The organism is Amycolatopsis sp. N2S4-7 (genome assembly GCF_058119595.1).
Genome location: NZ_CP172299.1, coordinates 6722358 through 6744141 on the forward strand (window position 1 = coordinate 6722358; position 21784 = coordinate 6744141).

The window sequence follows — 21784 nt, forward strand, 5'->3', positions numbered from 1 at the left end:
CTGGTGGGACGGGAACGGCGTGGAGCGCCGGTGAGGTTGGGACAGCGATTCGATGAACGTGCTACTCGTTTTGCTCGCGTTCTGGCTGCCGGGTCTGGTGTTCGGTGCCGCGATCCGGCTGCGGGGGTGGACGCTGGCCGCGGCCGGGCCGATGCTCACGTTCGGCCTCGTCGCGCTGGGCATCCCGGTGCTCGGCAGGCTCGGCATCCGCTGGACCCTGCCGAACGTCGCGCTGTGGACCCTCGTGGTGTCCGTTCTCGGGTTCGCGCTGGCCTTCGCCGTGAACCGGTTCACCGCCCGCCGCCACCCCGACTGGACCGAGCCCGAGCGGCCCGCGCGCAGCGTCCGCGACCAGGTGCTCATCGGGCTCGGTGTGGCCGCCGGCATGGGCATCGGGGCCGTCACCTTCCTGCGCGGCGTCCGGAACCTCGACAACGTCCAGCAGGGCTGGGACGCGCCGTTCCACGCCAACCTGGTGCGCTGGATCGCCGAGCACGGTGACGCCCGGCCGTCGACCGTCGGCACCATCGCGAACCTGCCGAACCAGACGAACTACTTCTACCCGGACACCTACCACGCACTGCTCGCCCTGGTCTTCGGCAAGGGCGGCCTGACGATGATGCCGACGCTGAACCTGGCGGCGCTCGCGGTGGTCCTCACCGTGCCGCTCGGCGTCGCCGCGATGTGCCACGCCTGGCGGATGCCGCCGATCGGCGTCGCCGCGGCCGCCACGGTGTCGGCGTGCTTCACGGTGTTCCCCTACGACTCGCTGTGGCGCGGCCCGCTGTGGCCGTTCGTCGCCGGCGTTGCGCTGATCCCGGCCGCGCTCGCGGTGGCGCGCCACCTGCTGGAGCCCCGCGGGATCGCCGGCCCGGTCGCCATCGGCGTCGGCGTGGCCGGGCTCGCCGGCCTGCACACGAGCGTCGTGTTCGTCGTCATCGTGTACTTCCTGCTGATCCTGGCCGCGGTGGTCTTCCGCTTCGAGCCGATCACCTGGCGCCGCTCGATGCCGTCGCTGGTGGCGACGGTCGTGCTGGCGGCCGTGTTCGGCCTGCCGGTGGTGCTGCCTTCGCTGTACAACGCGACCGGCGTGACCAGCGCGTTCTGGGCCTCCGAGGCGACCGTCACCGGCGCGGTCGGCGAGACCATCACGTTCTCGCCGATGGCCGCGTTCCCGCAGTGGTGGATCGGCATCCCGGCCATCATCGGCGTGTTCCTGCTGGTCAAGCACCGGCGGATGCTCTGGATGGTCGGCGCGTACGTCGTGCTCGGCGCGTTGTTCGCGGCGACCGTGTCGCTCGAGACGGACCTGGTGCACACGCTGAGCAGCCCGTTCTACAACGACAACTGGCGCGTCGCGGCCCTGGTGCCGCTGGCCGGCTGCGTCGCGTTCGGCGAGTTCGCGCACACCGCGTCCGGCTGGTTCGCCGAGAAGGTCGCGCCGCGCCTGCCGAACGTCAAGCCCGCGACGCTCACCCTCGTGGGCATGGTCGTGGTCGCGCTGGTCGTCGGCGGCCTGAGCCGCGGCGGGTACATCGGCCGCAACGCCGCCCGCGTGCAGCTCAACTACGCCGACACCCAGACCGTCAACAAGGACGAGGAAACGGCGTTCACCTGGCTCGCCCAGCACACCGCGCCCGGCGAGCACGTGCTGAACGACAAGGCCGACGGCTCGGTCTGGATGTACGCGTTGGCCGGCGTGATGCCGACGCAGTGGACGTTCTACGGCGCCGAGATGAACACCGACGCGGGCTACCTGAGCGTCTTCGGCAACGACGTCGCGAAGTACCCGAAGGTGCGCGAACTGCTCACCGACCTGAAGGTGCGGTACGCGTTCGTCGGCACCGGCAAGGTCACCAAGACGACCGAAAACGACGTCGGCCTCCTGCACCTCGACACCAGCCCCGGGTTCAAGCTGGTCTACCGCAACCCGGGTGCCTCGATCTACGAGATCGAGGGCCAGCAGGGGGTCGTCGCCTCCGGCGCGACGTCCGGTTCTTCGGCCGGTGACGGCCGGTGACCGGCCGCGTCGAGCCGTCCCCCGGCACTTCCCTTCGAAGACGACAGGCTAAGGTGATCGCGTGTCTGTGACCCCGGCGACCACTGTGACCAGCCGCCGCGTGCTCATCGTGATGCCCGCGCTGAACGAGTCGGCGAGCGTCGCATCGGTCATCGAGCACGTCAAACGCGCGCTGCCGGACGGCGACCTGCTGGTCGTCGACGACGGCTCGGTCGACGAAACCGCCAAGCTCGCCCGCGCGGCCGGGGCCGAGGTCGCCCGCCTCGCGGTGAACCTGGGCGTCGGCGGCGCGATGCGCACCGGCTTCCGCTACGCCGCCGCCCGCGGGTACGACGTCGTCGTGCAGGTGGACGCGGACGGCCAGCACGACCCGGACGAGCTCGAGGCGCTGCTGCGCGGCCTGGACGACGCGGACATCGTGATCGGCTCCCGGTTCGCCGGCAAGGGCTCGTACAAGGCGAGCGGGCCGCGCAAGTACGCGATGGTCGTGCTCTCGCTCGTGTTCTCGCGGCTGGCGAAGACCAGGCTCACCGACGTCACGTCGGGGTTCAAGGCCATGGGCCCCCGCGCGATCCGGCTGTTCGCCTACTACTACCCGGCCGAATACCTCGGCGACACGGTGGAATCGCTGGTCATGGCCATCCGGGCCAAGCTGACCATCCGGGAGATCCCGGTCATCATGCGCGAGCGCGCAGGCGGCACGCCCAGCCACTCGCCCGTCAAGTCGGCCGTGTACCTGGGCCGCGCCGGGCTCGCCCTGCTGCTCGCGCTGGTACGCCGCCGCCCCGCGGTCGACTCCTCCGACTCGGCATAAGGAGCTTGCGAAGATGGCCGGTTGGCGCATCCTCAGCATCGTCATCGCCTGCTTGGTGCTCTTCGTCGTCCTCGAGATGATGCGGCGCCGCAAGCTCCGCGAGAAGTACGCGGGCGTGTGGCTCATCGTCGCCATCGGCGTGGTGGTGCTGGCCGTGATCCCCGCGGCCGCGCAGTTCCTGGCCCGGCTGACCGGGGTGGAAACCCCGTCGAACTTCGTCTTCCTCCTCGCCGGCGTCGTGCTGGCACTGGTGTCGCTGCACCTGTCCACCGAGGTCGGGCACCTCGAAGAAGAAGTGCGCACGTCGGTCGAGGAGACCGCCCTGCTGCGCTGCGAGCTCGAGGACGCCAAGCGCGAGCTGGAGCACCGGATCGCCGAGCTCGAAGCGAAGACGGCGGCTCCGGACGACGTGAAGGGCCTGCCGGAGGTCGAGCGCGTCAGCAAGTGACGCGTTTCTCGGCCAACGCTCCTGCCCGGCTGTCATCGGGCGCCGGGAAGTCGCCGGCCAACGCTCCTGCCCGGCTGTCGTTGGCCGACGCTCTGCTCGCCGGACCCGCCCGGCTCGGCCGGGTCCGCGTCCTCGCCATCGACGGTCCCTCGGGCGCCGGGAAGTCCACCCTGGCCGCCGAAGTCGTCGCCGAGCTGCGAGGCCGCCGCTGCCGGACCGCCCTCGTGAGCACCGATGCCTTCGCGACCTGGGACGACCCCGTCGCGTGGTGGCCCCGGCTCGTCGACGGCGTCCTGCGTCCCCTCGCGGACGGCGTGCCCGGCGCCTACCGGCGAATGGACTGGTCCACCGGAACACCCCGGCCGGGGGAGCTCGTCCGGGTGAGCCCGCCGGACGTCCTGGTGCTGGAGGGGGTTTCGAGCGGCCGGACTTCGGTAAGACCCTTGCTTTCGCACCTCTGCTGGATCTCCGGCGGCTCGGAGGCCGAGCGGCTGGCCCGATCCGTGGCGAGGGACGGAGAAGCCGCACGGGACGAACTGGGCCGCTGGCAACGGTTCGAGCGCGGCTGGTTCGCCGTCGACGGCACCCCCGAAGCCGCCGGAACCCGACTTTCGTAGGGAACCGATCGCTCACCGTCCGTGAGTTCCACCCTCCGGATCGATCAAGCGAGCCGATCGGGGAAACACGAGTGGGCTAACGAGGGTACCGCCATCTGAGTTAGTGATCGAGCACTGGGCGGAGTGTTAGCCCACAAATGGTCACATTCTGTCGTGATTTACGGACACATTGCGGTCAAATCGACGCCCACGTAGCGCGATCGTAACCTCACGTGCTTAAGTGCGGGCCGAGTTCCCGCTAGTGTCGGCGAGCACACCGATCGTCCGTCGAGTTCCTGACCGACCGGACGGTGACTTTGAACCCGAAACATCTCCCAAGGGGTGCCAGATGCAGCAATTGCGGCTGACCCGAACACGCCGCGTGGCCCTGATCGGGCTCGCCGGCGCGCTCGCGGTTTCGCTGTCCGCCTGTGCGGAATCCAAGCGTGAAGAGGGCGCAGGGGGTGGTTCCGGGGGCACCATGATCTTCGGCGCGGCCGGTAACCCGAAGTTGTTCGACCCGATCTTCAACGACGAGGGCGAGACCTTCCGCATCACGCGGCAGATCTTCGACACGCTGATCCAGAACAAGCCGGGCACCGCCGACCTCGAGCCCTCCCTGGCCGAGAAGTGGGAGTCCAGCAACGACGGCAAGACCTGGACCTTCTCCCTCAAGCAGGGCGTGAAGTTCTCCGACGGCACGGCCTTCGACGCGACCGCGGTCTGCTTCAACTTCGACCGCTGGTACAACATGAAGGGCGCCGCCGCCCAGAGCCAGATGATCTACTACGCCGACGTCTTCGAAGGCTTCGCCAAGAACGAGAGCGACGACTACAGCAACCCGGTCTACAAGAGCTGCGAAGCCAAGGACCCGGCGACCGCGGTCGTGAACCTCAACAAGGCCAAGGGCGCGTTCCCGGCGGCCTTCACCCTGCCGTCGTTCGCGATGCAGAGCCCGACCGCGCTCAGGCAGTACAAGTCGGACGAGGTCACCCAGTCCGGCGACTCGTTCACCTACAGCGAGTACGCGAACAAGCACCCGGTCGGCACCGGCCCGTTCAAGTTCGACGGCTGGGACCAGGGCAAGGGTGAGATCACCCTGTCCAAGAACGACACCAGCCCGACCCAGACGGCCAAGCTCGACAAGCTGATCTTCAAGGTGATCCCGGACGAGAACGCCCGCAAGCAGGCGCTCAAGGCCGGCGACATCCAGGGTTACGACTACCCGGCGCCCGCCGACTACGGCCTGTTGCGCAACGAAGGCGAGCAGGTGCTGGTGCGCCCGCCGTTCAACGTCCTCTACATGGGCATCAACCAGTCCGGCCCGGCCGGCGAGAAGCTGAAGGACGTCAAGGTCCGCCAGGCGCTGGCCTACGGCATCAACCGCGAGCAGTTCGTGAAGAGCAAGCTGCCCGAGGGTGCCGAGGTCGCCACCGAGTTCGTGCCCAAGACGATCTCCGGCTACACCGACGACGTCACCAAGTACCCGTACAACCCGGAGAAGGCGAAGCAGCTGCTCCAGGAGGCCGGGGCGACCAACCTGACGCTGAAGTTCTACTACCCGACCGAGGTCACCCGGCCGTACATGCCGAACCCGGCGGACGTCTTCACCTCGTTCTCGGAGGACCTGAAGGCCATCGGCATCAAGATCGAGCCGGTCGCCAAGCCGTGGAACGGTGGCTACAAGGACGACGTGCAGAAGTTCGGCAAGCAGGACCTCCACCTGCTCGGCTGGACCGGTGACTACAACGACGCGGGGAACTTCGTCGGCACCTTCTTCGGTCGCACGAAGAAGGAGTTCGGGTTCGACAACCCGCAGCTGTTCCAGGCGCTCGCCGCCGCGGACGCCTCGCCCGCCGGCGACGCGCACGCCAAGGCGTACCAGGAAGTCAACAAGCAGATCATGGACTACCTGCCCGCCATCCCGATCTCCTACGGCCCGCCCGCCATCGTGGTCGGCCCGAAGGTCAAGGGCCTGGTCGCCAGCCCGCTGACCGACGAGCGGTTCAACACCGTCACCGTCAACTGAGTTCTGCCTCGAGCGCATGGGGTGGGCGCTACCGCGCCCACCCCATGCCCGTACCTCCCGGGCTGGCCCCAAAGGACACCAAGTGCTCCGTTTTCTCCTGCGTCGGCTGCTACAAGCGATCCCGACGCTGCTCATCCTGTCCATCCTGGTCTTCGCCTGGCTACGCTCGCTGCCCGGAGGGCCCGCGGCGGCCCTCCTCGGCGACAAGGCAACGCCGGAGAAGATCGCCAACCTCAACCACGTGCTGGGGCTCGACCAGCCGGTCATCATCCAGTACTTCAAGTTCCTCGGCCGCGCGCTCACCGGTGACTTCGGCGCCTCGCTGGTCTCCACCCAGCCGGTGATGTCGGAGATCGGCACCTTCCTGCCGGCCACCATCGAGCTGGGGCTCTCCGCGATGATCGTCGCGGTGGTCATCGGCATCCCGGCGGGTTACCTGTCGGCCCGCTACCGCGGCGGCGTCGCCGACAACGTGATCATCGTGCTGACCCTGATCGGCGTCGCGGTCCCGGTCTTCTTCCTCGGCTACATGATGCAGGACCTGCTCTCCGGGCCGCTGGGCCTGCCGTCGCAGGGACGGCAGACCGCCGGGCTGGACGCGACCGCCATCACCAACTTCGCCATCCTCGACGGCATCATGACCAGCGAGTGGGACGCGGTCTGGGACGCGATCAGGCACCTGATCCTCCCGGCGTTCGCGCTCGCCACCATCCCGCTCGCGGTGATCACCCGGATCACCCGCGCGTCGGTGCTCGAAGTGCTCAACGAGGACTTCATCCGCACGGCCAACTCGAAGGGCCTCACGCAGCCCGTCGTCCGGCGGCGGCACGTGCTGCGCAACGGCCTGCTGCCGGTGGTCACCACCATCGGCCTGCAGACCGGCGCGCTGCTCGGCGGCGCGGTGCTGACCGAGCGCGTGTTCAACTTCCGCGGCCTCGGGTTCCTGCTGGCCGAAGGCATCGAACGGCGTGACTACCCCCGGCTGCAGGCGCTGCTGCTCTTCGGGGCGCTGGTGTACGTGCTGGTGAACATGCTGGTCGACGTCTCGTACGGGATCATCGACCCGAGGGTGCGTGTGCGATGAACACTCTGCTGAACAAGAAGAAAGAGCCGATCGACAAGCTCGCGGCGGCGAGCGGGCGCAGCCTCGGCGGCGAAGCCCTGCGGCGGATGCTGCGCAGCCCGGTGGCGATCACCGGCGCCGCGATCACCGGCCTGTTCGTGCTGCTGGCGGTGTTCGCGCCGCTGATCGCGCCCAAGGACCCGTTCGAGCGCTACCTGCAGGGCCAGGTCGCGCTCGGCCAGGGGATCATCCCCGGCCCTCAGCCGGGTTTCCCGCTCGGCGTGGACGACTTCGGCCGCGACGAGCTGTCGCGGTTGATCGTCGGCGCGCAGAACACCCTCCTCGTCGGTGTGCTCGCCACGGTGATCGGCGTGCTCGTCGGCGTCGTCATCGGCGGGCTCGCCGGCGCGTTCGGCGGCTGGGTCGACACCGTCCTCATGCGACTCGTCGACGTGATGCTGTCGGTGCCGTCGCTGCTGCTGGCCATCTCGGTCGCGGCGCTGTTCGCCAAGCCCAGCCAGTGGACGGTGATCCTGGCCGTCTCGATGATCGGGGTGCCGATCTTCGCGCGGCTGCTGCGCGGGTCGATGCTGACGCAGCGCAGCAGCGACCACGTCCTCGCGGCGACGTCGCTGGGCGTGAAGCGCGGCGCGATCGTGTTCCGGCACATGCTGCCGAACTCGCTCGGCCCGGTCATCGTGCAGGCCACGCTGACCCTGGCGACCGCCATCCTGGAGGCCGCGGCGCTGTCGTTCCTCGGTCTGGGCGACCCGGACCCGAACCGGGCGGAGTGGGGCATCATGCTGAGCAAGGGTGCCCGGCAGTTCCTCGACGTCCGGCCCGAGCTCGCGTACTACCCGGCGATCGCGATCATCATCGTGGCGCTCGGGTTCACGCTGCTCGGCGAGTCCCTCCGCGAAGCCCTCGACCCGAAGAACAGGCGGTGAACCCCCATGGCACTCCTTGAGGTCCGTGATCTCAAAGTCGATTTCGTCCGCCGTGGCGAGCAGTCGTTCACCGCGGTGGACAACGTCAGCTTCGACGTCGAACCGGGCCAGACGGTCGGCCTGGTCGGCGAGTCCGGCTGCGGCAAGTCCGTGACGTCGCTGGCGATCATGCGGTTGCTGGCCAAGCGCGGCAACAAGGTCAGCGGTTCGGTGCGCTTCGAGGGCACCGACCTGCTCAAGCTGTCCGACCGGGAAATGCGCGACCGCCGCGGCCGCGACCTCGGCATGGTGTTCCAGGACCCGCTGTCCTCGCTGAACCCGGTCATCCCGATCGGGCTGCAGATCACCGAGGTGCTGGAACGCCACCGCGGGATGTCGCGCAAGGTGGCGTCCGTCGAAGCGGTGGACCTGCTGGACAAGGTCGGCATCCCCGACCCGTCCCGGCGGCTTTCCGAGTACCCGCACCAGCTTTCCGGCGGGATGCGGCAGCGCGCGCTGATCGCGATCGCGCTGGCGTGCCGCCCGCGGCTGCTCATCGCCGACGAGCCGACGACCGCGCTCGACGTCACCATCCAGGCGCAGATCCTGGCGCTGCTGCGGGAACTGGTGCAGGACACCGGGACCGCGCTGATCATGATCACGCACGACCTGGGTGTCGTCGCCGGGCTGTGCGACGAGGTCAACGTCCTCTACGGCGGCAAGATCGTCGAACGGGCGCAGCGGCACCAGCTGTTCGCCGAGCCGCGGCACCCGTACACGCACGGCCTGCTCGCCTCGATCCCGCGGCTGGACGCCGGCCGCGGCGAGAAGCTGATCCCGATCCGGGGTTCGGTGTCCGACAACATCCCGTGGGACCACGGGTGCGCCTTCGCACCGCGCTGCCCGAACGCGCTGCCGGTCTGCCGCGAGGTTCAGCCGCAGCTGGTGCCCGACCAGGGTGGCCTGCTGCGCTGTCACAACCCCGTGCGACCCGCGGTCGCCGCGGGAGGAGGAACCCGATGACCCGTCCTGCTGGTGACGTGCTGCTCGAGGTCACCGACCTCAAGGTGCACTTCCCGATCAAGAGCGGCGTCGTGTTCGACCGGACGGTCGGGCACGTGTTCGCGGTCGACGGTGTCGACCTGGCCATCCGCCGGGGCGAAACCTACGGCCTGGTGGGCGAGTCCGGGTGCGGCAAATCCACGCTGGGCCGGGCGATCCTGCGGCTCAACGAGCCGACCTCCGGTCACGTGGTGTTCGACGGCACCGACGTCGCGCAGCTCAAGGGAGAGGAACTGCGGAAGGCCCGGCGCCGGATGCAGATGATCTTCCAGGACCCGATGTCCAGTTTGGACCCGCGGCAGTCGGTCGAGTCCATCCTGGTCGAGGGCATGCACGCGCACGGCCTCGACAAGGACAAGGAAGCCACCCAGCGGCGGCTGCGGCAGCTGCTGTCCGCGGTCGGCCTGCCGGAGACGTCGTTGCGGAAGTACCCGCACGAGTTCTCGGGCGGGCAGCGCCAGCGCATCGGCATCGCGCGGGCGCTGGCCGTGGAGCCGGACCTGATCGTCGCCGACGAGCCGGTGTCCGCATTGGACGTTTCGGTGCAGGCTCAGGTGGTCAACCTGCTGGAGGACCTGCAGGACCAGCTCGGCCTGACGTACGTGGTGATCGCGCACGACCTCGCGGTGGTGCGGCACATCTCCGACCGCATCGGCGTGATGTACCTGGGCGCGCTGGTGGAGGAGACCGACGCGGATTCGCTGTACCGGGACCCGCTGCACCCGTACACGCGGGCGCTGCTGTCGGCCATCCCGGTGCCGGACCCGCAGGTCGAGGACACCCGCGAGCAGATCCTGCTCGCCGGTGACCTGCCGTCGCCGGCGAACCCGCCGTCGGGCTGCCGCTTCCACACGCGGTGCCCGTGGAAGCAGGCGAGCCTGTGCGACACCGACCGCCCGCAGCTCCGCGAAATCGGCGGCGGCCACCGGGTGGCGTGCCACTACGCGGAGGACATCCGCGACGGGCGCATCCAGCCGCACGAGGTGAAGCCGGAACTGGTGGAACTCACCGGGGCGCTGAACCCCGACCTGGGTCCGCCGGACATCGGCACCTCCGCCGAAATCCTCTGAGTGTGGTGGCCGGCCGGGATCCTTCCCGGCCGGCCACTCCCTTTTCAGGGCTTGAGGTCCAGGGCGGCGCTCATCGTGCCGTCCATGTAGAACGGCGTCGAGTCGTGCACGTGGGTGATCCGCCACTCGCCGTCCTGCTTGCGGAAGCAGACGGTCGCCCGGAACCACAGCTCGAACTTCTCCGGCATGCCCTTCGGCGTCGTCGAGAGCCGGTTGAGGGCGTGGCCGTAGGCGATGTCGTCGCCCACGGTGAGTTCGAGGTCCCGGATCTCGTACTCGATCGGGCCCTCGAAGCCGTCGAACCAGGCCTTCCGCGCCTCGACGTCGATCACGTCCGCGCCGCGGTGCACCAGCGGGGGCGCGAGGGTGAACGCGACGACGTCCGGCGCGTAGTGCGAGCCGAGGGTCTCGGCGTCACGCTCGGCCATCGCGACCTCACGGGCCGTCATCAGTGCGCGGATCCGCTTCTCGTCCTGCTCGGTCATGCCATCCTCCAGAGGTGCCGGTTGGTGCCTTCGAGGGGGACGTAGGTGCCGCCGGGCGGATTTCGACATCCTCCGGGAGGTTTCGTGAAATACGTGGTCCTGATCTACGGCAACCCGGAGTCCCGCGCGGCGTGGGAGGGGATGAGCGAGGAGCAGCAGGCGGCCGGCCTCGCCTACTACCGGCAGCTCAACGACGACCTCGACGCGTCCGGCGAGCGCATCGTCTCGGAGCGGCTGGCCTTTCCGGAGCTGACGAAGCAGGTCCGCGTGGGCGACGGCGGTCCGCTGACGACCGACGGGCCGTTCGCCGAGGCCAAGGAGTTCCTGGCGGGCTTCTACCTGCTGGACTGCGCGGACTTCGACCGGGCGGTGGAGATCGCGTCCCGCATTCCGGAGGCGGCGTTCGGGGTGGTGGAAGTGCGGCCGGTGATGGGGTTGTGACGCCGGATCTCCTGCGGGCGCTCGCGCCCCAGGTCCTCGCGGCGCTGGTCCGCCGGTACGGGGACTTCGACGCGTGCGAAGACGCCGTCCAGGAGGCGCTGCTGGCGGCTTCGCAGCAGTGGCCGTCCGAGGGCGTCCCCGACCACCCGAAGGGGTGGCTGATCACGACGGCGTCCCGTCGGCGCATCGAGCAGTGGCGCAGCGAGACGGCGCGGCAGCGGCGCGAAGAGACGGTGGCGCTGGCCGAGCCCCCGGACCCCGAGCCGGTCGCCGGGGTCGACGACACGTTGACGTTGCTGCTGCTCTGCTGCCACCCGTCCCTGACGCGGCCGTCGCAGGTGGCGCTGACGCTGCGCGCGGTCGGCGGCCTGACGACGGCGGAGATCGCGCGGGCCTTCCTGGTGCCCGAAGCCACGATCGGCCAGCGGATCAGCCGCGCGAAGCAGAAACTCCGCGGTGCCCGCCTGACGTGCCCGGACGCCGAACGCCCCGACCGCCTGTCGGCGGTGCTGCAGGTGCTGTATCTGGTGTTCACCGAGGGCCACACGGCCAGTTCGGGTGACGCGCTGAACCGCGTCGAGCTGACGACGGAGGCGATCCGCCTGGTCCGGCAGCTGAGGACTTCGCTTCCTTCGGACGGCGAAGTCACGGGATTGCTGGCGTTGATGCTGCTGACGGAGGCCCGCCGCCCGGCGCGGGTGTCTCCATCGGGAGAGCTGGTGCCGCTGGCGACCCAGGACCGGTCCCTTTGGGACCCTTCGCTGATCGAGGAGGGAATCGCGCTGATCACGGAGGCGCTGTCGTCGGCTCCGGTGGGGCCGTACCAGCTGCAGGCCGCGATCGCGGCGGTCCACGCTGAGGCCGCCTCGGCGAAGGAGACGGACTGGGCGCAGATTCTTACGTTGTACGACCTGCTGCGGGTGGTCGCGCCCGGGCCGATGGTGACGTTGAACCGGGTGGTGGCGTTCGCGCAGGTCCATGGGGCAGAGGCCGGGTTGGCGGAGTTGAAGGAGGTGGCTTCGGACCCGGCTTTGAAGGGGCACCATCGGGTGGACTCGGTGCGGGCGCACCTGCTGGAGTCAGCCGGGGATGTTGTGGGGGCGCGGGAGGCGTATTCGGCCGCCGCGCGGGGGACGTTGAGCGTGCCGGAGCAGGCATATCTGGAGGCACGGGCGGCGGCGCTGGCCGCTGGGTGAGGTCGGGGGCTGGCGGAGGTCACCTCGCCGATCGAGCCGACTCGGGCGGCCGAGCCGACTCCGGCGGCCGGGCTCACCGCACTGGCCGAGCCCGCCCTTGCGGACGAGCCCCTTTCCGGCTGAGCCAGCCCTCGCGGCTGAGCCCCCAGAACAGCCTGCTCAGACCTCCCCACCGAAAGTTGTCCACACCCAACCAACCCTGTGGACAACCCTGTGGAACACCGAGCCCAACCCCCACAAACCGCCTTCACACGATCGGAAGGGGCGCGAACCAGCCGGATCTGCGGCACCATCGAGCCATGCAGGTCACCGTGCTGGGCGCGTCGGGGCGGACCGGGTTTCACGTTGTTCGGATGCTCGCCGCGCGGGGGCATACCGTTCGGGCCGGGCTTCGGAGCCGGCGGCGCGCTGAAGTCCTGCGGGACCTCGATGCCGAGCCGGTCGTTGCCGATGTCACCGCTGATGCCGATGATCTCGTCGAGGCGCTGGCCGGCTCCGAAGTCGTCATCAGCGCGATCGGGGCGCCCGATCCGGAACCCGAATCGGTGAACCTCGTCGATCGGGACGGGTCCATCGCCGCCATCCGGGCCGCCGAGAAGGCCGGCGTCTCGCGCTATGTCCAGCTGTCCGCGCAGTTCGCCGATTCGCCCGATCAGGGTGACCGGCTCGTCCGGTCGATCCTGCTCGCCAAGCAGATCTCCGACCTCGCCCTGCAGAAATCCGCGCTGACCTGGACCATCGTCCGGCCCGGCACGCTCACCGACGGCCCGCCGACCGGGCGCGTCAAGATCGCCGGGCACCTGGAGCCGGGGCGGATCACGCGGCAGGACGTCGCCGCTGTGCTCGTCGGGGTGCTGGCCGAGCCGCTCACCGAAAATCGCGGGTTCGACGTCGTTTCCGGGGATTTCCCGGTCGCGCCGGCCCTGGCCGCGCTGGACTGACCCGACTTAAGTCGTACCGGTGGCAATACCTGAGGAGGCCGCCCGGGGCACACCGCTCCCGGTACCCTGCGGAAAGCAGATTCGGACACAGGTACCAGGGGGTACGGGTAGTGCACATCGACCAATGGCTGGAGGCGATCCCGCCGCTCTCGGTGTACCTGATCGTCGGCGCCGTGATCATGATCGAGAGCCTCGGCATCCCGCTCCCCGGCGAGATCGTGCTGGTCAGCGCCGCCTTGCTGGCTTCGACGCACGACGCGGTGAACCCGCTGTGGATCGGCATCCTGGCCAGTGCCGGCGCCATCATCGGCGACAGCATCGGGTACTTCATCGGAAAGACCGGGGGACAACGGCTGTTCGCCTGGGCCGGCCGGAAATTCCCGAAGCATTTCGGTCCGACGCACCTCGCCAACGCCGAACGCATCTTCAACAAACGCGGGGTGTGGGCCGTCTTCCTCGGCCGGTTCATCGCGTTCCTGCGCATCCTCGCCGGCCCGCTCGCCGGGTCACTGCGCATGCACTACCCGAAGTTCCTGCTGGCGAACGCGGCCGGCGGCATCGTGTGGGCGGGCGGCACGACCGCGGCCGTCTTCTACCTCGGGGTCGTCGCCGAAGAGTGGCTCGGCCGGTTCTCCAAGTTCGGCCTGCTCGCCGCGATCGTCATCGGCGTCGTCGTCTTCTTCGTCATGAAGAAGCGCCTCGGCCGCAAGCACGAAGAAGAAGAGAAGCAGGAAGTCAGCGAGCCCACGGCCTAGACCGCGACGAGCTCCGGGTCGGGCTTGCGCGCGGTCCGGAGCGAGCCGAGGAGCACGCCCGCGATCACGACCACGGCGGCACCGATCTCCAGCCCGGTCGGCCGCTCGCCGAGCAGCAGGAACGACGCCGTCAGCCCGACCACCGGCACGAGCAGCGAGAACGGCGACACGACGCCGGCCGGGTTGCGCCGCATCAACGTGGTCCACAGCCCCGAGCCGACGACGGTGCCGATCAGCACGACGTAGGTCAGGCCGCCGAGCGCGGTCAGCCCGGTCGGCGTCCCCAGCGTCGTCAGAGACCGCCACTGCGCGGCCGGGCCCTCCATGACCAGCGAAAGCGCGAACATCGGCAGCGGCGGCACGACCGACATCCACAGCGTGAAGTGCAGCGGGTTGTCCGGCTCGGCCTTGCGCGTGCTGAGGTTGCCGAACGCCCAGCTCAGCGCGGCGAGCAGCGTCAGGATCATCGGCAGCAGGGCGGCGTGCCCGGACTGCTGCCACGCGATCGCGGCCATCCCGGCGACGGCCAGCGCGATGCCGGCCAGCTGGTGCGGGGTGACGCGTTCGCGCAGGAAGACGGCGCCGAGCAGCACCGTGAACGGCGCCGACGCCTGCAGCACCAGCGACGCGAGCCCGGTCGGCATCCCGGTGTCCATCGCGATGAACAGGAACGCGAACTGCCCGGTGCCGAAGCCGAGGCCGTAGCCGAGCAGGTGCCGCACCTTCACCTTCGGCCACGGCACGAACAGGATCGTCGGCACGGCGATCACGGCGAACCGGAGCGCGCCCGCGAACACCGGCGGGAACTGGCCGAGCGTGGCGTGGATGGCGAGGAAGTTGAGACCCCAGAGGACGGCGACGAGCACGGCGAGCAGGCGGTCACGGGCGGGCATGCCTCCACTCTGACAAGGCCGATCGTGAAGGACCAGCGAGAATATCTGCAGGGACCTTGTAGGTGTACTTCAAGGAGAACAAGCGCGCGAGGTCCGCGGCCGTTGAGGATGGGCGCCTTGTCGAAACCGGGGGGGAACCGATGCTGCGTGGCGTGCTGCCGTTGACCGGGTTCGCGCGTTCACGGACACAGCGGACTCGACCGGACGCCCGGCGAAAACGCTTGCTCGGCTGCGTGGCCGGGATCGTCGCGCTGGTCAGCGTGGGCACGGTCGCCCGGCAGCGGCACGACCGTGAAGCGGCGGTCGCCGAAACTGTGTGCACTGTGTAGCTGCGCTTCAACTACGCTGGCCTCGTGGATCTGGGTCGCCTGCGCACGCTGCGGGAGTTCGCCGACCGCGGGAGCGTCACCGCGGCCGCGCGGGCGCTGCACTGCACGCCGTCGGCGGTGTCGCAGCAGCTGCGCGCGTTGCAGGGCGAAGTCGGGCTGCCCCTCACCGAGCCCGCCGGGCGGGGACTGCGGCTGACCGACGCGGGCCGCGCGCTCGTCGCCCGCGCTGACGAGGTGCTCGCCGCGCTCGAGCGGGCGGAGTCCGAACTGGACACCTACCGCAGCGCGCCGCGCGGACGGGTGCGGATCGCGATCTTCCAGTCGGCCGGGCTGATGCTGCTGCCGGGGTTGCTGACCCGCGTCGGCGGCTACGAGGGCCTGGAGATCGACGTCCGCGATGTCGACATGACGCCACCGGAGGTTCCCGGTCTGGTCGCGGACTACGACGTCGTCGTCGCGCACCGGGACGAGCACGCGCCGGAGTTCGACTCCGGCCGGCTCGACGTCGTGCCGCTGCTGCGGGAACCGCTCGACGTCGCCCTGCCCGTGGGGCACCGCCTCGCCGGCCACCGCCGCGTCGAGCTGGCCGAGCTCGCGGACGAACGCTGGATCAGCGTCGACTTCGGCTTCCCGGTGGACGACGTGCTGCGCTCGCTGACCATCCGCACCGGCGTGCGGCCGGTCGTGGTGCAGCGGATCAACGACTTCCGGATCACCGAGCGGCTGGTCGCCGCCGGGCACGGCATCGCCCTGCTGCCGCGGTACACGATGGACACCCGTCGCGGCAGCGGCCTGGTCGGGCGGCCCCTCGCGGGGATCCGCGCGGCGCGGCTGGTGGAAGCGGTGTGCCGCACCGGCGCGCTGCAGCGCCCGGCCGTGGCCAAGGTGATCGACGAGCTGCGCGCGGAGGTCGCTCAGCTCACGGCGTGACCGCGCAGGTGCGTCAGCGCGATCCGCAGGGCGTCCTCCAGTGCGACGATGTCGTGCCGGACGTGCGCCAGCAGCAGTCCACCGTGGACGGACGTCATCGCCGCCTGGGCCAGGCGTGCCGGATCGGCGTCGGGCGCGAGTTCTCCCTTGTCCCGCAACGTGGTCAGGCCGCGCTCCAGGTAGGCCTCCCACTTCCGGTACGCCTGGTCGACCAGCGGCGCCATCTCGGGGTTGTCGCCCAGCTCGCCGGCGAGGTTGCCCAGCGGGCAGGCGATCGGGCCGCCGGCCCGGCGGTGGACGTCCAGCAGCTGCTCGGTCCACGTCTCGAGATCCGCCCACGAGGTCAGCTCGAAGATCGCCGGCTGGTTGGCCAGAATCTGCTCGAGGTACCGGTCGATCACGGCCGCGACCAGCTGGTCCTTGTTCTTGAAGTAGTGGTACATCTGCGATTTCCCGGCCCCGCTCGCGGCGAGCACCTTGTCGATGCTCGTGCCCGCGACGCCGTGGACGTACATCAGCTGCGCCGCCGCGTCGACGATCGCGTCACGGGTCCGCTTGCCGCGCGGGGTCGTGGCCGCTGCTTGCGCTTCCATGTACTGGATAGTACAGTTCGGCACACTGTACCAATTAGTACAACTCGCGAGGGGGATCCATGACGCTCAACACCGCGCTGACCGGGCTGAACGACCAGCTTCGGGACGCCCTGCCGCCGGAAATCTTCGAGATCCTCGAAGCGGACCGGCGTCGCGCGGGCGGGACGAAGTTCGCCGAAGCGGGCGCCGAGGTCGAGGACTTCACGCTGCCCGGCGCCGATGGCGCACCGGTGAACCTGGGTGACCTGGTGGCGGACGGGCCGGCGGTGCTCGTGTTCTACCGCGGCCAGTGGTGCCCGTACTGCAACCTGACGCTGCGCACCTACCAGCAGGAACTCCTGCCCGAGCTGAAGTCGCTCGGCGCGACCCTGGTGGCGATCAGCCCCCAGCGGCCGGACGGCTCGGTGCCGGTGGCGGAGGTGGAGTTCCCCGTGCTTTCGGACGCCGGCAGCACCGTCGCGCGGGGGCTCGGGCTGAGCTATCCGGTGTCCGCCCCGGTGCGCGAGGCCATGGAACTGCTCGGCACCGACCTCGAGCAGGTCAACGGCACCTGGGAGCTGGTCCACCCGGCGGTGGTCGTGGTCGACCGGGACCGGGTGCTCCGGTTCGTCGACGTCCACCCGGACTTCACGACCCGGACCGAGCCCTTGCAGATCCTCGAGGCGGTCAAATCGCTTTAGCTCCGCGTCTGACGCCGTAGGTGATCGCCGAACCCAGGACCAGGGCCACGCCCAGGGAGAGCAGCAGGCTGATCCCGGGTTCGGTGATGATCTGGCCGCCCGCGTAGCCGAGGAAGGCCACGTAGGACGTCCAGAGTGTGACGCCGACGGCCGAGGCGGTGAAGAACTCCGCCATCGGCCACCGGAGCGATCCGGCGAGCAGGGCACCGACCGTCCCGCCCGACGGCAGCCAGCGGGCGACCACCAGCACCGGCCGGGGGTGGCGCTGCAGCCGCCCGTCGAGCCAGCCGATGCCGGCGGCGATCTTCCGCCGCCGGCTCAGCCGGTCCAGCGCCGCCCGGCCACCGAACCGGCCGAGGGCGTAGAGCGCCTGGTCGGACGCCAGGCACCCGGCACTCGCCACGGCGATCACCAGTGCCAGCGACGTCCCGCCCTGCGCCGCCGCGATGCCCATGCCGAGGAGCGTCACCTCGGTGGGCAGCAGCGGCACCAGCGAGACGACGAACAGCACCAGCAGTCCCGCCGTCGATCCGTCCACACCTCCATTAACCGCCCGCCGGGCCCGGTTCACTCCCGATCACCGGGGACTCACAGGAACCCGACAGGTCGTCCACAGGCTTCGCGAACCATGACAGGAGTTGTCATGGTTCGCCGTGAAGCTGGCGGCATGAACGAACTTTCCGGAAAAGTCGCACTGGTGGCGGGCGGGACGCGTGGCGCGAGCCGGGCGATCGCCGTCGAACTCGGCCGGGCGGGCGCCTTCGTGTACGTGACCGGCCGGTCCACGCGCGCCGGACGGTCCGAAGTGGACCGGCCGGAGACGATCGAGGAGACGGCCGAGCTGGTCGAGCGCGTGGGCGGCCGCGCGGAGGCGATCCGCGTCGACCACCTGGTGCCGGAGGAGGTCGAGGCGCTGGCCAAGCAGGTCGGCCCGCTGGACATCCTGATCGACGGCCTCTGGGGCGGCGACCACCACCTCGGCTGGGGCAAGCCGGTGTGGGAGCACGACCTGGCGGCCGGCCTGCGGATGATCCGCCTCGGCATCGACGCGCACCTGATCACCAGCCACTTCCTGCTCCCGCAGCTGATCGGCCGCCCGGGCGGACTGGTCGTCGAACTGACCGACGGCACGGCCGAGTACAACGCGAAGTACCGCGAAGGCACTTCGCTGCCGTTCTACATGGCGAAGGCGTCGGCGCACCTGCTGGCGATCGGGGAAGCGGCGGAGCTGGCCGCCCATTCGTGCACGGCGGTGGCGTTCACGCCGGGGTACCTGCGGTCGGAGGCGATGCTGGAGATCTACGGGGTGACAGAGGAGAACTGGCGCGACGCGTGCGCGCGCGTGCCGCACTTCGCGATTTCGGAGACACCGACGTTCTGCGGGCGCACGGTGGTGGCCCTGGCGGCCGACCCGGACCGGCACCGGTGGAGCGGCCAGACGGTGAGCAGCGGGCAGCTGGCCAAGGAGTACGAGGTGGACGACATCGACGGCAGCAGGCCGGACGCCTGGCGGTACATGGTGGAGGTGGCCGACGCGGGAAAGCCTGCGGATACGACCGGCTACCGCTGACGCGGCCCCCGCCCTCCTCTGGGGGGCGTGCCCTTGTCCAGTCTATCGGCGGGGTGTGACAAAACTGCCCGAACGCCCGCCGGGGCCGCCGGTTGTCCACATTCGCCGGCCCCTGTGGATCAGGCGTTGCGGGCCGCCAGTTCGGCGCCGATCTCGGCCAGTGCCGCTCGCAGCGAAGCGGGCTCGAGAACCTCCACACCCGGGCTCAACGCCACCAGCTGGCCGAGGCCGATCTCGCCGTCTTCCAGGGCGAGCTCGGCCTCGGCCCAGCCGTCCTCGTCCGGCGTTCCCAGCGAAACCACCGTGTCCGCCAGGTGCTCCCCACCGAACACGCGGCGCAGCTCCCGCACCGCCGTCCGGTTCAGCCGGGCGCGAACCCACAGCGGGCGCGCCACCTGCTCGAACGCCGCCGATGACGAGCGCCACCATTGGGCCAGGTCGAAGTCCGGCGGTCGTGAGAACGCGACGTCCGACACCGCAACACCCGAGATCCGCGAAACCCGGTAAGTCCGCACAGCGTCGCCCGGCACCACCCGGGCCACCAGGTACCAGACGCCCGCCTTCAGCACGAGCCCCAGCGGTTCCAGCTCCCGCGAAGCCACCTTGTCGCGGCGCCGGTAGGTGACCGACACCCGTCGCCGGCTCCAGACCGCCCGAGCCACCTCCGCCAGCGCCGGCGGCTCGTCCGAAGAGCCGAACCAGCCCGGTGCGTCCAGGTGGAAGCGCCCCGCGACCAGCGCCGCGTGTTCCCGCAGCTCCGCGGGCATGCCCGCGGACACCTTCGCCCGCGCCGCGCTGCCCGCGGTGTCGAGGCCGAGCCCGGCCAGCGCGTCCGGCACCCCCAGCGCGAAGAGCGCGACGGCCTCACGTGCGGTGAGGCCGTCGAGACCCGCGCGCCAGCCGTCGACCAGCCGGAAACCGCCGTGGCGGCCCTGCTCGGTCCACAGGGGAACCCCCGCGTCACGCAGTGCCGCCAGGTCGCGGTGCATCGTGCGCTCCGAGACACCCAGTTCCGACGCGAGCTCAGCGGCGGTCGCGCTGCGTCGCCGTTGCAGCGTGAACAACAGCGCGACCAGCCGCTCGGCTTTCACCGGTTGGCGCGGTTCACCGCCGACACGACCGCGCGCAGCGACGCCGTCACGATCGACGGGTCGATGCCGATGCCCCAGAACACGCGGTCCGAGATCGCGCACTCGATGTACGACGCGGCGCGCGCGTCGTCGCCCGGCGAGAGCGTGTGCTCGCTGTAGTCCAGCAGGCGCAGGTCGAAGCCCACCGTCGACAGGGCGTCGAAGAACGCCGCGATCGGGCCGTTGCCGCGGCCGGTGACCTCGTGCTCGTCCCCTTCCACGCGGACGGTCGCGGTGATGTCGTACTCGCCGTCGCCGTTGTCGCGGACGTGCTGGCGGACCAGCTCCAGCGGCGTCTTCAGCTCCAGGTACTCGGCCGAGAACGCGTTGTACATCGTCGTCGGGTCGACCTCGCCGCCCTCGGAGTCGGTGTAGCGCTGGATGACCTTCGAGAACTCGATCTGCAGCCGCCGCGGCAGGTCGAGCTGGTGCTCGGCCTTCATGATGTAGGCGACGCCGCCCTTGCCGGACTGCGAGTTCACCCGGATCACGGCCTCGTACGTGCGGCCGACGTCCTTCGGGTCGATCGGCAGGTACGGGACCTCCCACGGGTGCTCGTCGACGGGTACGCCCGCCTTGTCGGCGGCGTCCTTCATCGCGTCGAGGCCCTTGTTGATCGCGTCCTGGTGGCTGCCGGAGAACGCGGTGAACACCAGGTCGCCACCCCACGGCGAGCGCTCGCCGACCGGCAGCTGGTTGCAGTACTCGACCGTCCGCTTGATCTCGTCCATGTCGGAGAAGTCGATCTGCGGGTCGATGCCCTGGCTGTAGAGGTTCATGCCCAGCGCGACCAGGTCGACGTTGCCGGTGCGCTCGCCGTTGCCGAACAGGCAGCCCTCGATCCGGTCCGCGCCGGCCTGGTAACCCAGCTCGGCGGCGGCGATGCCGGTGCCGCGGTCGTTGTGGGGGTGCAGCGACAGGATCACCGAGTCGCGGCGGTCCAGGTTCCGGCTCATCCACTCGATCGAGTCGGCGTAGACGTTCGGCGTCGCCATCTCGACGGTCGCCGGCAGGTTCAGGATCACCGGCTTCTCCGGCGTCGGCTGCCAGATCTCCGTGACGGCGTTGCAGACCTCGAGCGCGTAGGACAGCTCGGTGCCGGTGTAGGACTCCGGCGAGTACTGGAACCGGAAGTCGGTGTCCGGCTGCTTGGCGGCCAGCTCGACGACCATTTCCGCGGCTTGCGTCGCGATCTTCTTGATGCCTTCGCGCTCCTCGCGGAAGACCACGCGACGCTGCAGGATCGACGTCGAGTTGTAGATGTGGACGATCGCGCGGGGTGCGCCTTCGAGGGACTGGAAGGTCCGCTCGATCAGCTCGGGACGGCACTGGGTCAGCACCTGGATGCTGACGTCGTCCGGGATGGCGCCCTCGTCGATGATCTCGCGGACGAAGTCGAAGTCCGTCTGCGACGCGGCCGGGAAGCCGACCTCGATCTCCTTGTAGCCCATGCGGACCAGCAGGTCGAAGAACTTGCGCTTGCGCGCGGGCGACATGGGGTCGATCAGGGCCTGGTTGCCGTCCCGCAGGTCGACGGCGCACCACAGCGGCGCGCGCTCGATGCGCTTCTCGGGCCAGGTGCGGTCGGGCAGGTCGATGTTCTCGACCAGGTCGTACCACGGGCGGTAGCGGTGGACCGGCATGGACGTGCCGCGCTGGGTGTTCCAAGCGGGCTGGTCAGCAGGCGCGGGACGCGAAGGTTTGCGGATCTTGCTCATGGGAATGTGGGTGTCTCCAGATCGACGGGTGCGACCGGCACCACGAAGCCCCGCGACGGGGAGCCGGTCCGGTCAGGCCCCGTCGCGGCAGCGAA

Annotated in this window: 23 protein-coding genes; 17 read left to right on the forward strand and 6 right to left on the reverse strand. The window is 70.0% G+C overall.

Features of this window, described 5'->3' with window-relative positions:
* Positions 1-52: 52 nt before the first annotated feature.
* The 9 genes from ACH54P_RS31840 to ACH54P_RS31880 all read left to right on the forward strand — a co-directional run bounded on the left by ACH54P_RS31840 (position 53) and on the right by ACH54P_RS31880 (position 10028).
* Positions 53-2020, forward strand: a complete 1968-nt coding sequence (locus ACH54P_RS31840) for a DUF6541 family protein (RefSeq protein ID WP_489907013.1) — start codon at positions 53-55, stop codon at positions 2018-2020.
* A gap of 112 nt (positions 2021-2132) precedes the next feature.
* Positions 2133-2834 (forward strand): glycosyltransferase family 2 protein, encoded by a 702-nt coding sequence (locus tag ACH54P_RS31845; protein WP_489916742.1) that lies wholly within the window; start codon positions 2133-2135, stop codon positions 2832-2834.
* A 13-nt stretch (positions 2835-2847) separates the two neighbouring features.
* Positions 2848-3282 carry a DUF2304 domain-containing protein gene (locus ACH54P_RS31850; RefSeq protein WP_489907014.1) on the forward strand — a complete coding sequence of 145 codons (435 nt, stop codon included), beginning with the start codon at positions 2848-2850 and terminating at the stop codon, positions 3280-3282.
* 74 nt (positions 3283-3356) lie between these two features.
* Positions 3357-3899: a uridine kinase family protein gene (locus ACH54P_RS31855; protein ID WP_489916744.1), complete on the forward strand. Its 543-nt coding sequence runs from the start codon at positions 3357-3359 to the stop codon at positions 3897-3899.
* Positions 3900-4227: 328 nt separating this feature from the next.
* On the forward strand, positions 4228-5907 hold the full coding sequence (locus ACH54P_RS31860) for an ABC transporter substrate-binding protein (protein WP_489907015.1): 1680 nt from the start codon (positions 4228-4230) through the stop codon (positions 5905-5907).
* Positions 5908-5989: 82 nt separating this feature from the next.
* Positions 5990-6991, forward strand: a complete 1002-nt coding sequence (locus ACH54P_RS31865) for an ABC transporter permease (protein ID WP_489907016.1) — start codon at positions 5990-5992, stop codon at positions 6989-6991.
* On the forward strand, positions 6988-7917 hold the full coding sequence (locus tag ACH54P_RS31870; protein WP_285987087.1) for an ABC transporter permease: 930 nt from the start codon (positions 6988-6990) through the stop codon (positions 7915-7917). Before ACH54P_RS31865 ends, ACH54P_RS31870 begins: the two co-directional genes overlap by 4 nt.
* 6 nt (positions 7918-7923) lie before the next feature.
* Positions 7924-8919, forward strand: coding sequence for an ABC transporter ATP-binding protein (locus ACH54P_RS31875; RefSeq protein WP_489907017.1), 996 nt, complete (start codon positions 7924-7926; stop codon positions 8917-8919).
* On the forward strand, positions 8916-10028 hold the full coding sequence (locus tag ACH54P_RS31880; protein WP_489907018.1) for an ABC transporter ATP-binding protein: 1113 nt from the start codon (positions 8916-8918) through the stop codon (positions 10026-10028). The genes ACH54P_RS31875 and ACH54P_RS31880 overlap by 4 nt, the downstream gene beginning before the upstream one ends.
* 44 nt (positions 10029-10072) lie before the next feature.
* On the opposite strand, the gene ACH54P_RS31885 is transcribed toward ACH54P_RS31880, so the two are convergent.
* On the reverse strand, positions 10073-10513 hold the full coding sequence (locus tag ACH54P_RS31885) for a YybH family protein (RefSeq protein WP_489907019.1): 441 nt from the start codon (positions 10511-10513) through the stop codon (positions 10073-10075).
* Between the two features lie 84 nt (positions 10514-10597).
* On the opposite strand from ACH54P_RS31885, the gene ACH54P_RS31890 reads away from it, so the two are divergent.
* The 4 genes from ACH54P_RS31890 to ACH54P_RS31905 all read left to right on the forward strand — a co-directional run bounded on the left by ACH54P_RS31890 (position 10598) and on the right by ACH54P_RS31905 (position 13846).
* On the forward strand, positions 10598-10954 hold the full coding sequence (locus ACH54P_RS31890; protein WP_489907020.1) for a YciI family protein: 357 nt from the start codon (positions 10598-10600) through the stop codon (positions 10952-10954).
* Positions 10951-12150 carry an RNA polymerase sigma factor gene (locus tag ACH54P_RS31895; protein WP_489907021.1) on the forward strand — a complete coding sequence of 400 codons (1200 nt, stop codon included), beginning with the start codon at positions 10951-10953 and terminating at the stop codon, positions 12148-12150. Before ACH54P_RS31890 ends, ACH54P_RS31895 begins: the two co-directional genes overlap by 4 nt.
* Before the next feature lie 299 nt (positions 12151-12449).
* Positions 12450-13091 carry an SDR family oxidoreductase gene (locus tag ACH54P_RS31900; protein ID WP_489907022.1) on the forward strand — a complete coding sequence of 214 codons (642 nt, stop codon included), beginning with the start codon at positions 12450-12452 and terminating at the stop codon, positions 13089-13091.
* 110 nt (positions 13092-13201) lie between these two features.
* Positions 13202-13846 (forward strand): DedA family protein, encoded by a 645-nt coding sequence (locus tag ACH54P_RS31905; RefSeq protein ID WP_489907023.1) that lies wholly within the window; start codon positions 13202-13204, stop codon positions 13844-13846.
* Here the strand turns inward: ACH54P_RS31905 and ACH54P_RS31910 are convergent.
* Positions 13843-14739, reverse strand: coding sequence for an EamA family transporter (locus ACH54P_RS31910; RefSeq protein ID WP_489907024.1), 897 nt, complete (start codon positions 14737-14739; stop codon positions 13843-13845). The genes ACH54P_RS31905 and ACH54P_RS31910 overlap by 4 nt on opposite strands.
* Before the next feature lie 62 nt (positions 14740-14801).
* Between ACH54P_RS31910 and ACH54P_RS31915 the strand changes: the two genes are divergently transcribed.
* Complete coding sequence (locus tag ACH54P_RS31915; protein WP_489907025.1) at positions 14802-15068, forward strand: hypothetical protein; 267 nt, start codon at positions 14802-14804, stop codon at positions 15066-15068.
* A 24-nt stretch (positions 15069-15092) separates the two neighbouring features.
* Positions 15093-15998: a LysR family transcriptional regulator gene (locus ACH54P_RS31920; protein WP_489907026.1), complete on the forward strand. Its 906-nt coding sequence runs from the start codon at positions 15093-15095 to the stop codon at positions 15996-15998.
* Here ACH54P_RS31920 and ACH54P_RS31925 read toward each other — a convergent pair.
* Complete coding sequence (locus tag ACH54P_RS31925; RefSeq protein ID WP_489907027.1) at positions 15983-16591, reverse strand: TetR/AcrR family transcriptional regulator; 609 nt, start codon at positions 16589-16591, stop codon at positions 15983-15985. The two genes, ACH54P_RS31920 and ACH54P_RS31925, sit on opposite strands and share 16 nt — an antisense overlap.
* A 59-nt stretch (positions 16592-16650) precedes the next feature.
* Between ACH54P_RS31925 and ACH54P_RS31930 the strand changes: the two genes are divergently transcribed.
* Positions 16651-17271: a peroxiredoxin-like family protein gene (locus tag ACH54P_RS31930; RefSeq protein ID WP_489907028.1), complete on the forward strand. Its 621-nt coding sequence runs from the start codon at positions 16651-16653 to the stop codon at positions 17269-17271.
* On the opposite strand, the gene ACH54P_RS31935 is transcribed toward ACH54P_RS31930, so the two are convergent.
* Positions 17258-17809: a DedA family protein gene (locus ACH54P_RS31935; protein WP_489907029.1), complete on the reverse strand. Its 552-nt coding sequence runs from the start codon at positions 17807-17809 to the stop codon at positions 17258-17260. The two genes, ACH54P_RS31930 and ACH54P_RS31935, sit on opposite strands and share 14 nt — an antisense overlap.
* Before the next feature lie 129 nt (positions 17810-17938).
* Between ACH54P_RS31935 and ACH54P_RS31940 the strand changes: the two genes are divergently transcribed.
* Positions 17939-18841: an SDR family oxidoreductase gene (locus ACH54P_RS31940; RefSeq protein ID WP_489907030.1), complete on the forward strand. Its 903-nt coding sequence runs from the start codon at positions 17939-17941 to the stop codon at positions 18839-18841.
* A 119-nt stretch (positions 18842-18960) separates the two neighbouring features.
* On the opposite strand, the gene ACH54P_RS31945 is transcribed toward ACH54P_RS31940, so the two are convergent.
* Both ACH54P_RS31945 and leuA read right to left on the reverse strand, forming a co-directional pair.
* Positions 18961-19932: a helix-turn-helix transcriptional regulator gene (locus ACH54P_RS31945; protein WP_489907031.1), complete on the reverse strand. Its 972-nt coding sequence runs from the start codon at positions 19930-19932 to the stop codon at positions 18961-18963.
* Complete coding sequence (leuA, locus tag ACH54P_RS31950; protein WP_489907032.1) at positions 19929-21689, reverse strand: 2-isopropylmalate synthase; 1761 nt, start codon at positions 21687-21689, stop codon at positions 19929-19931. Before leuA ends, ACH54P_RS31945 begins: the two co-directional genes overlap by 4 nt.
* Between the last annotated feature and the right edge of the window lie 95 nt (positions 21690-21784).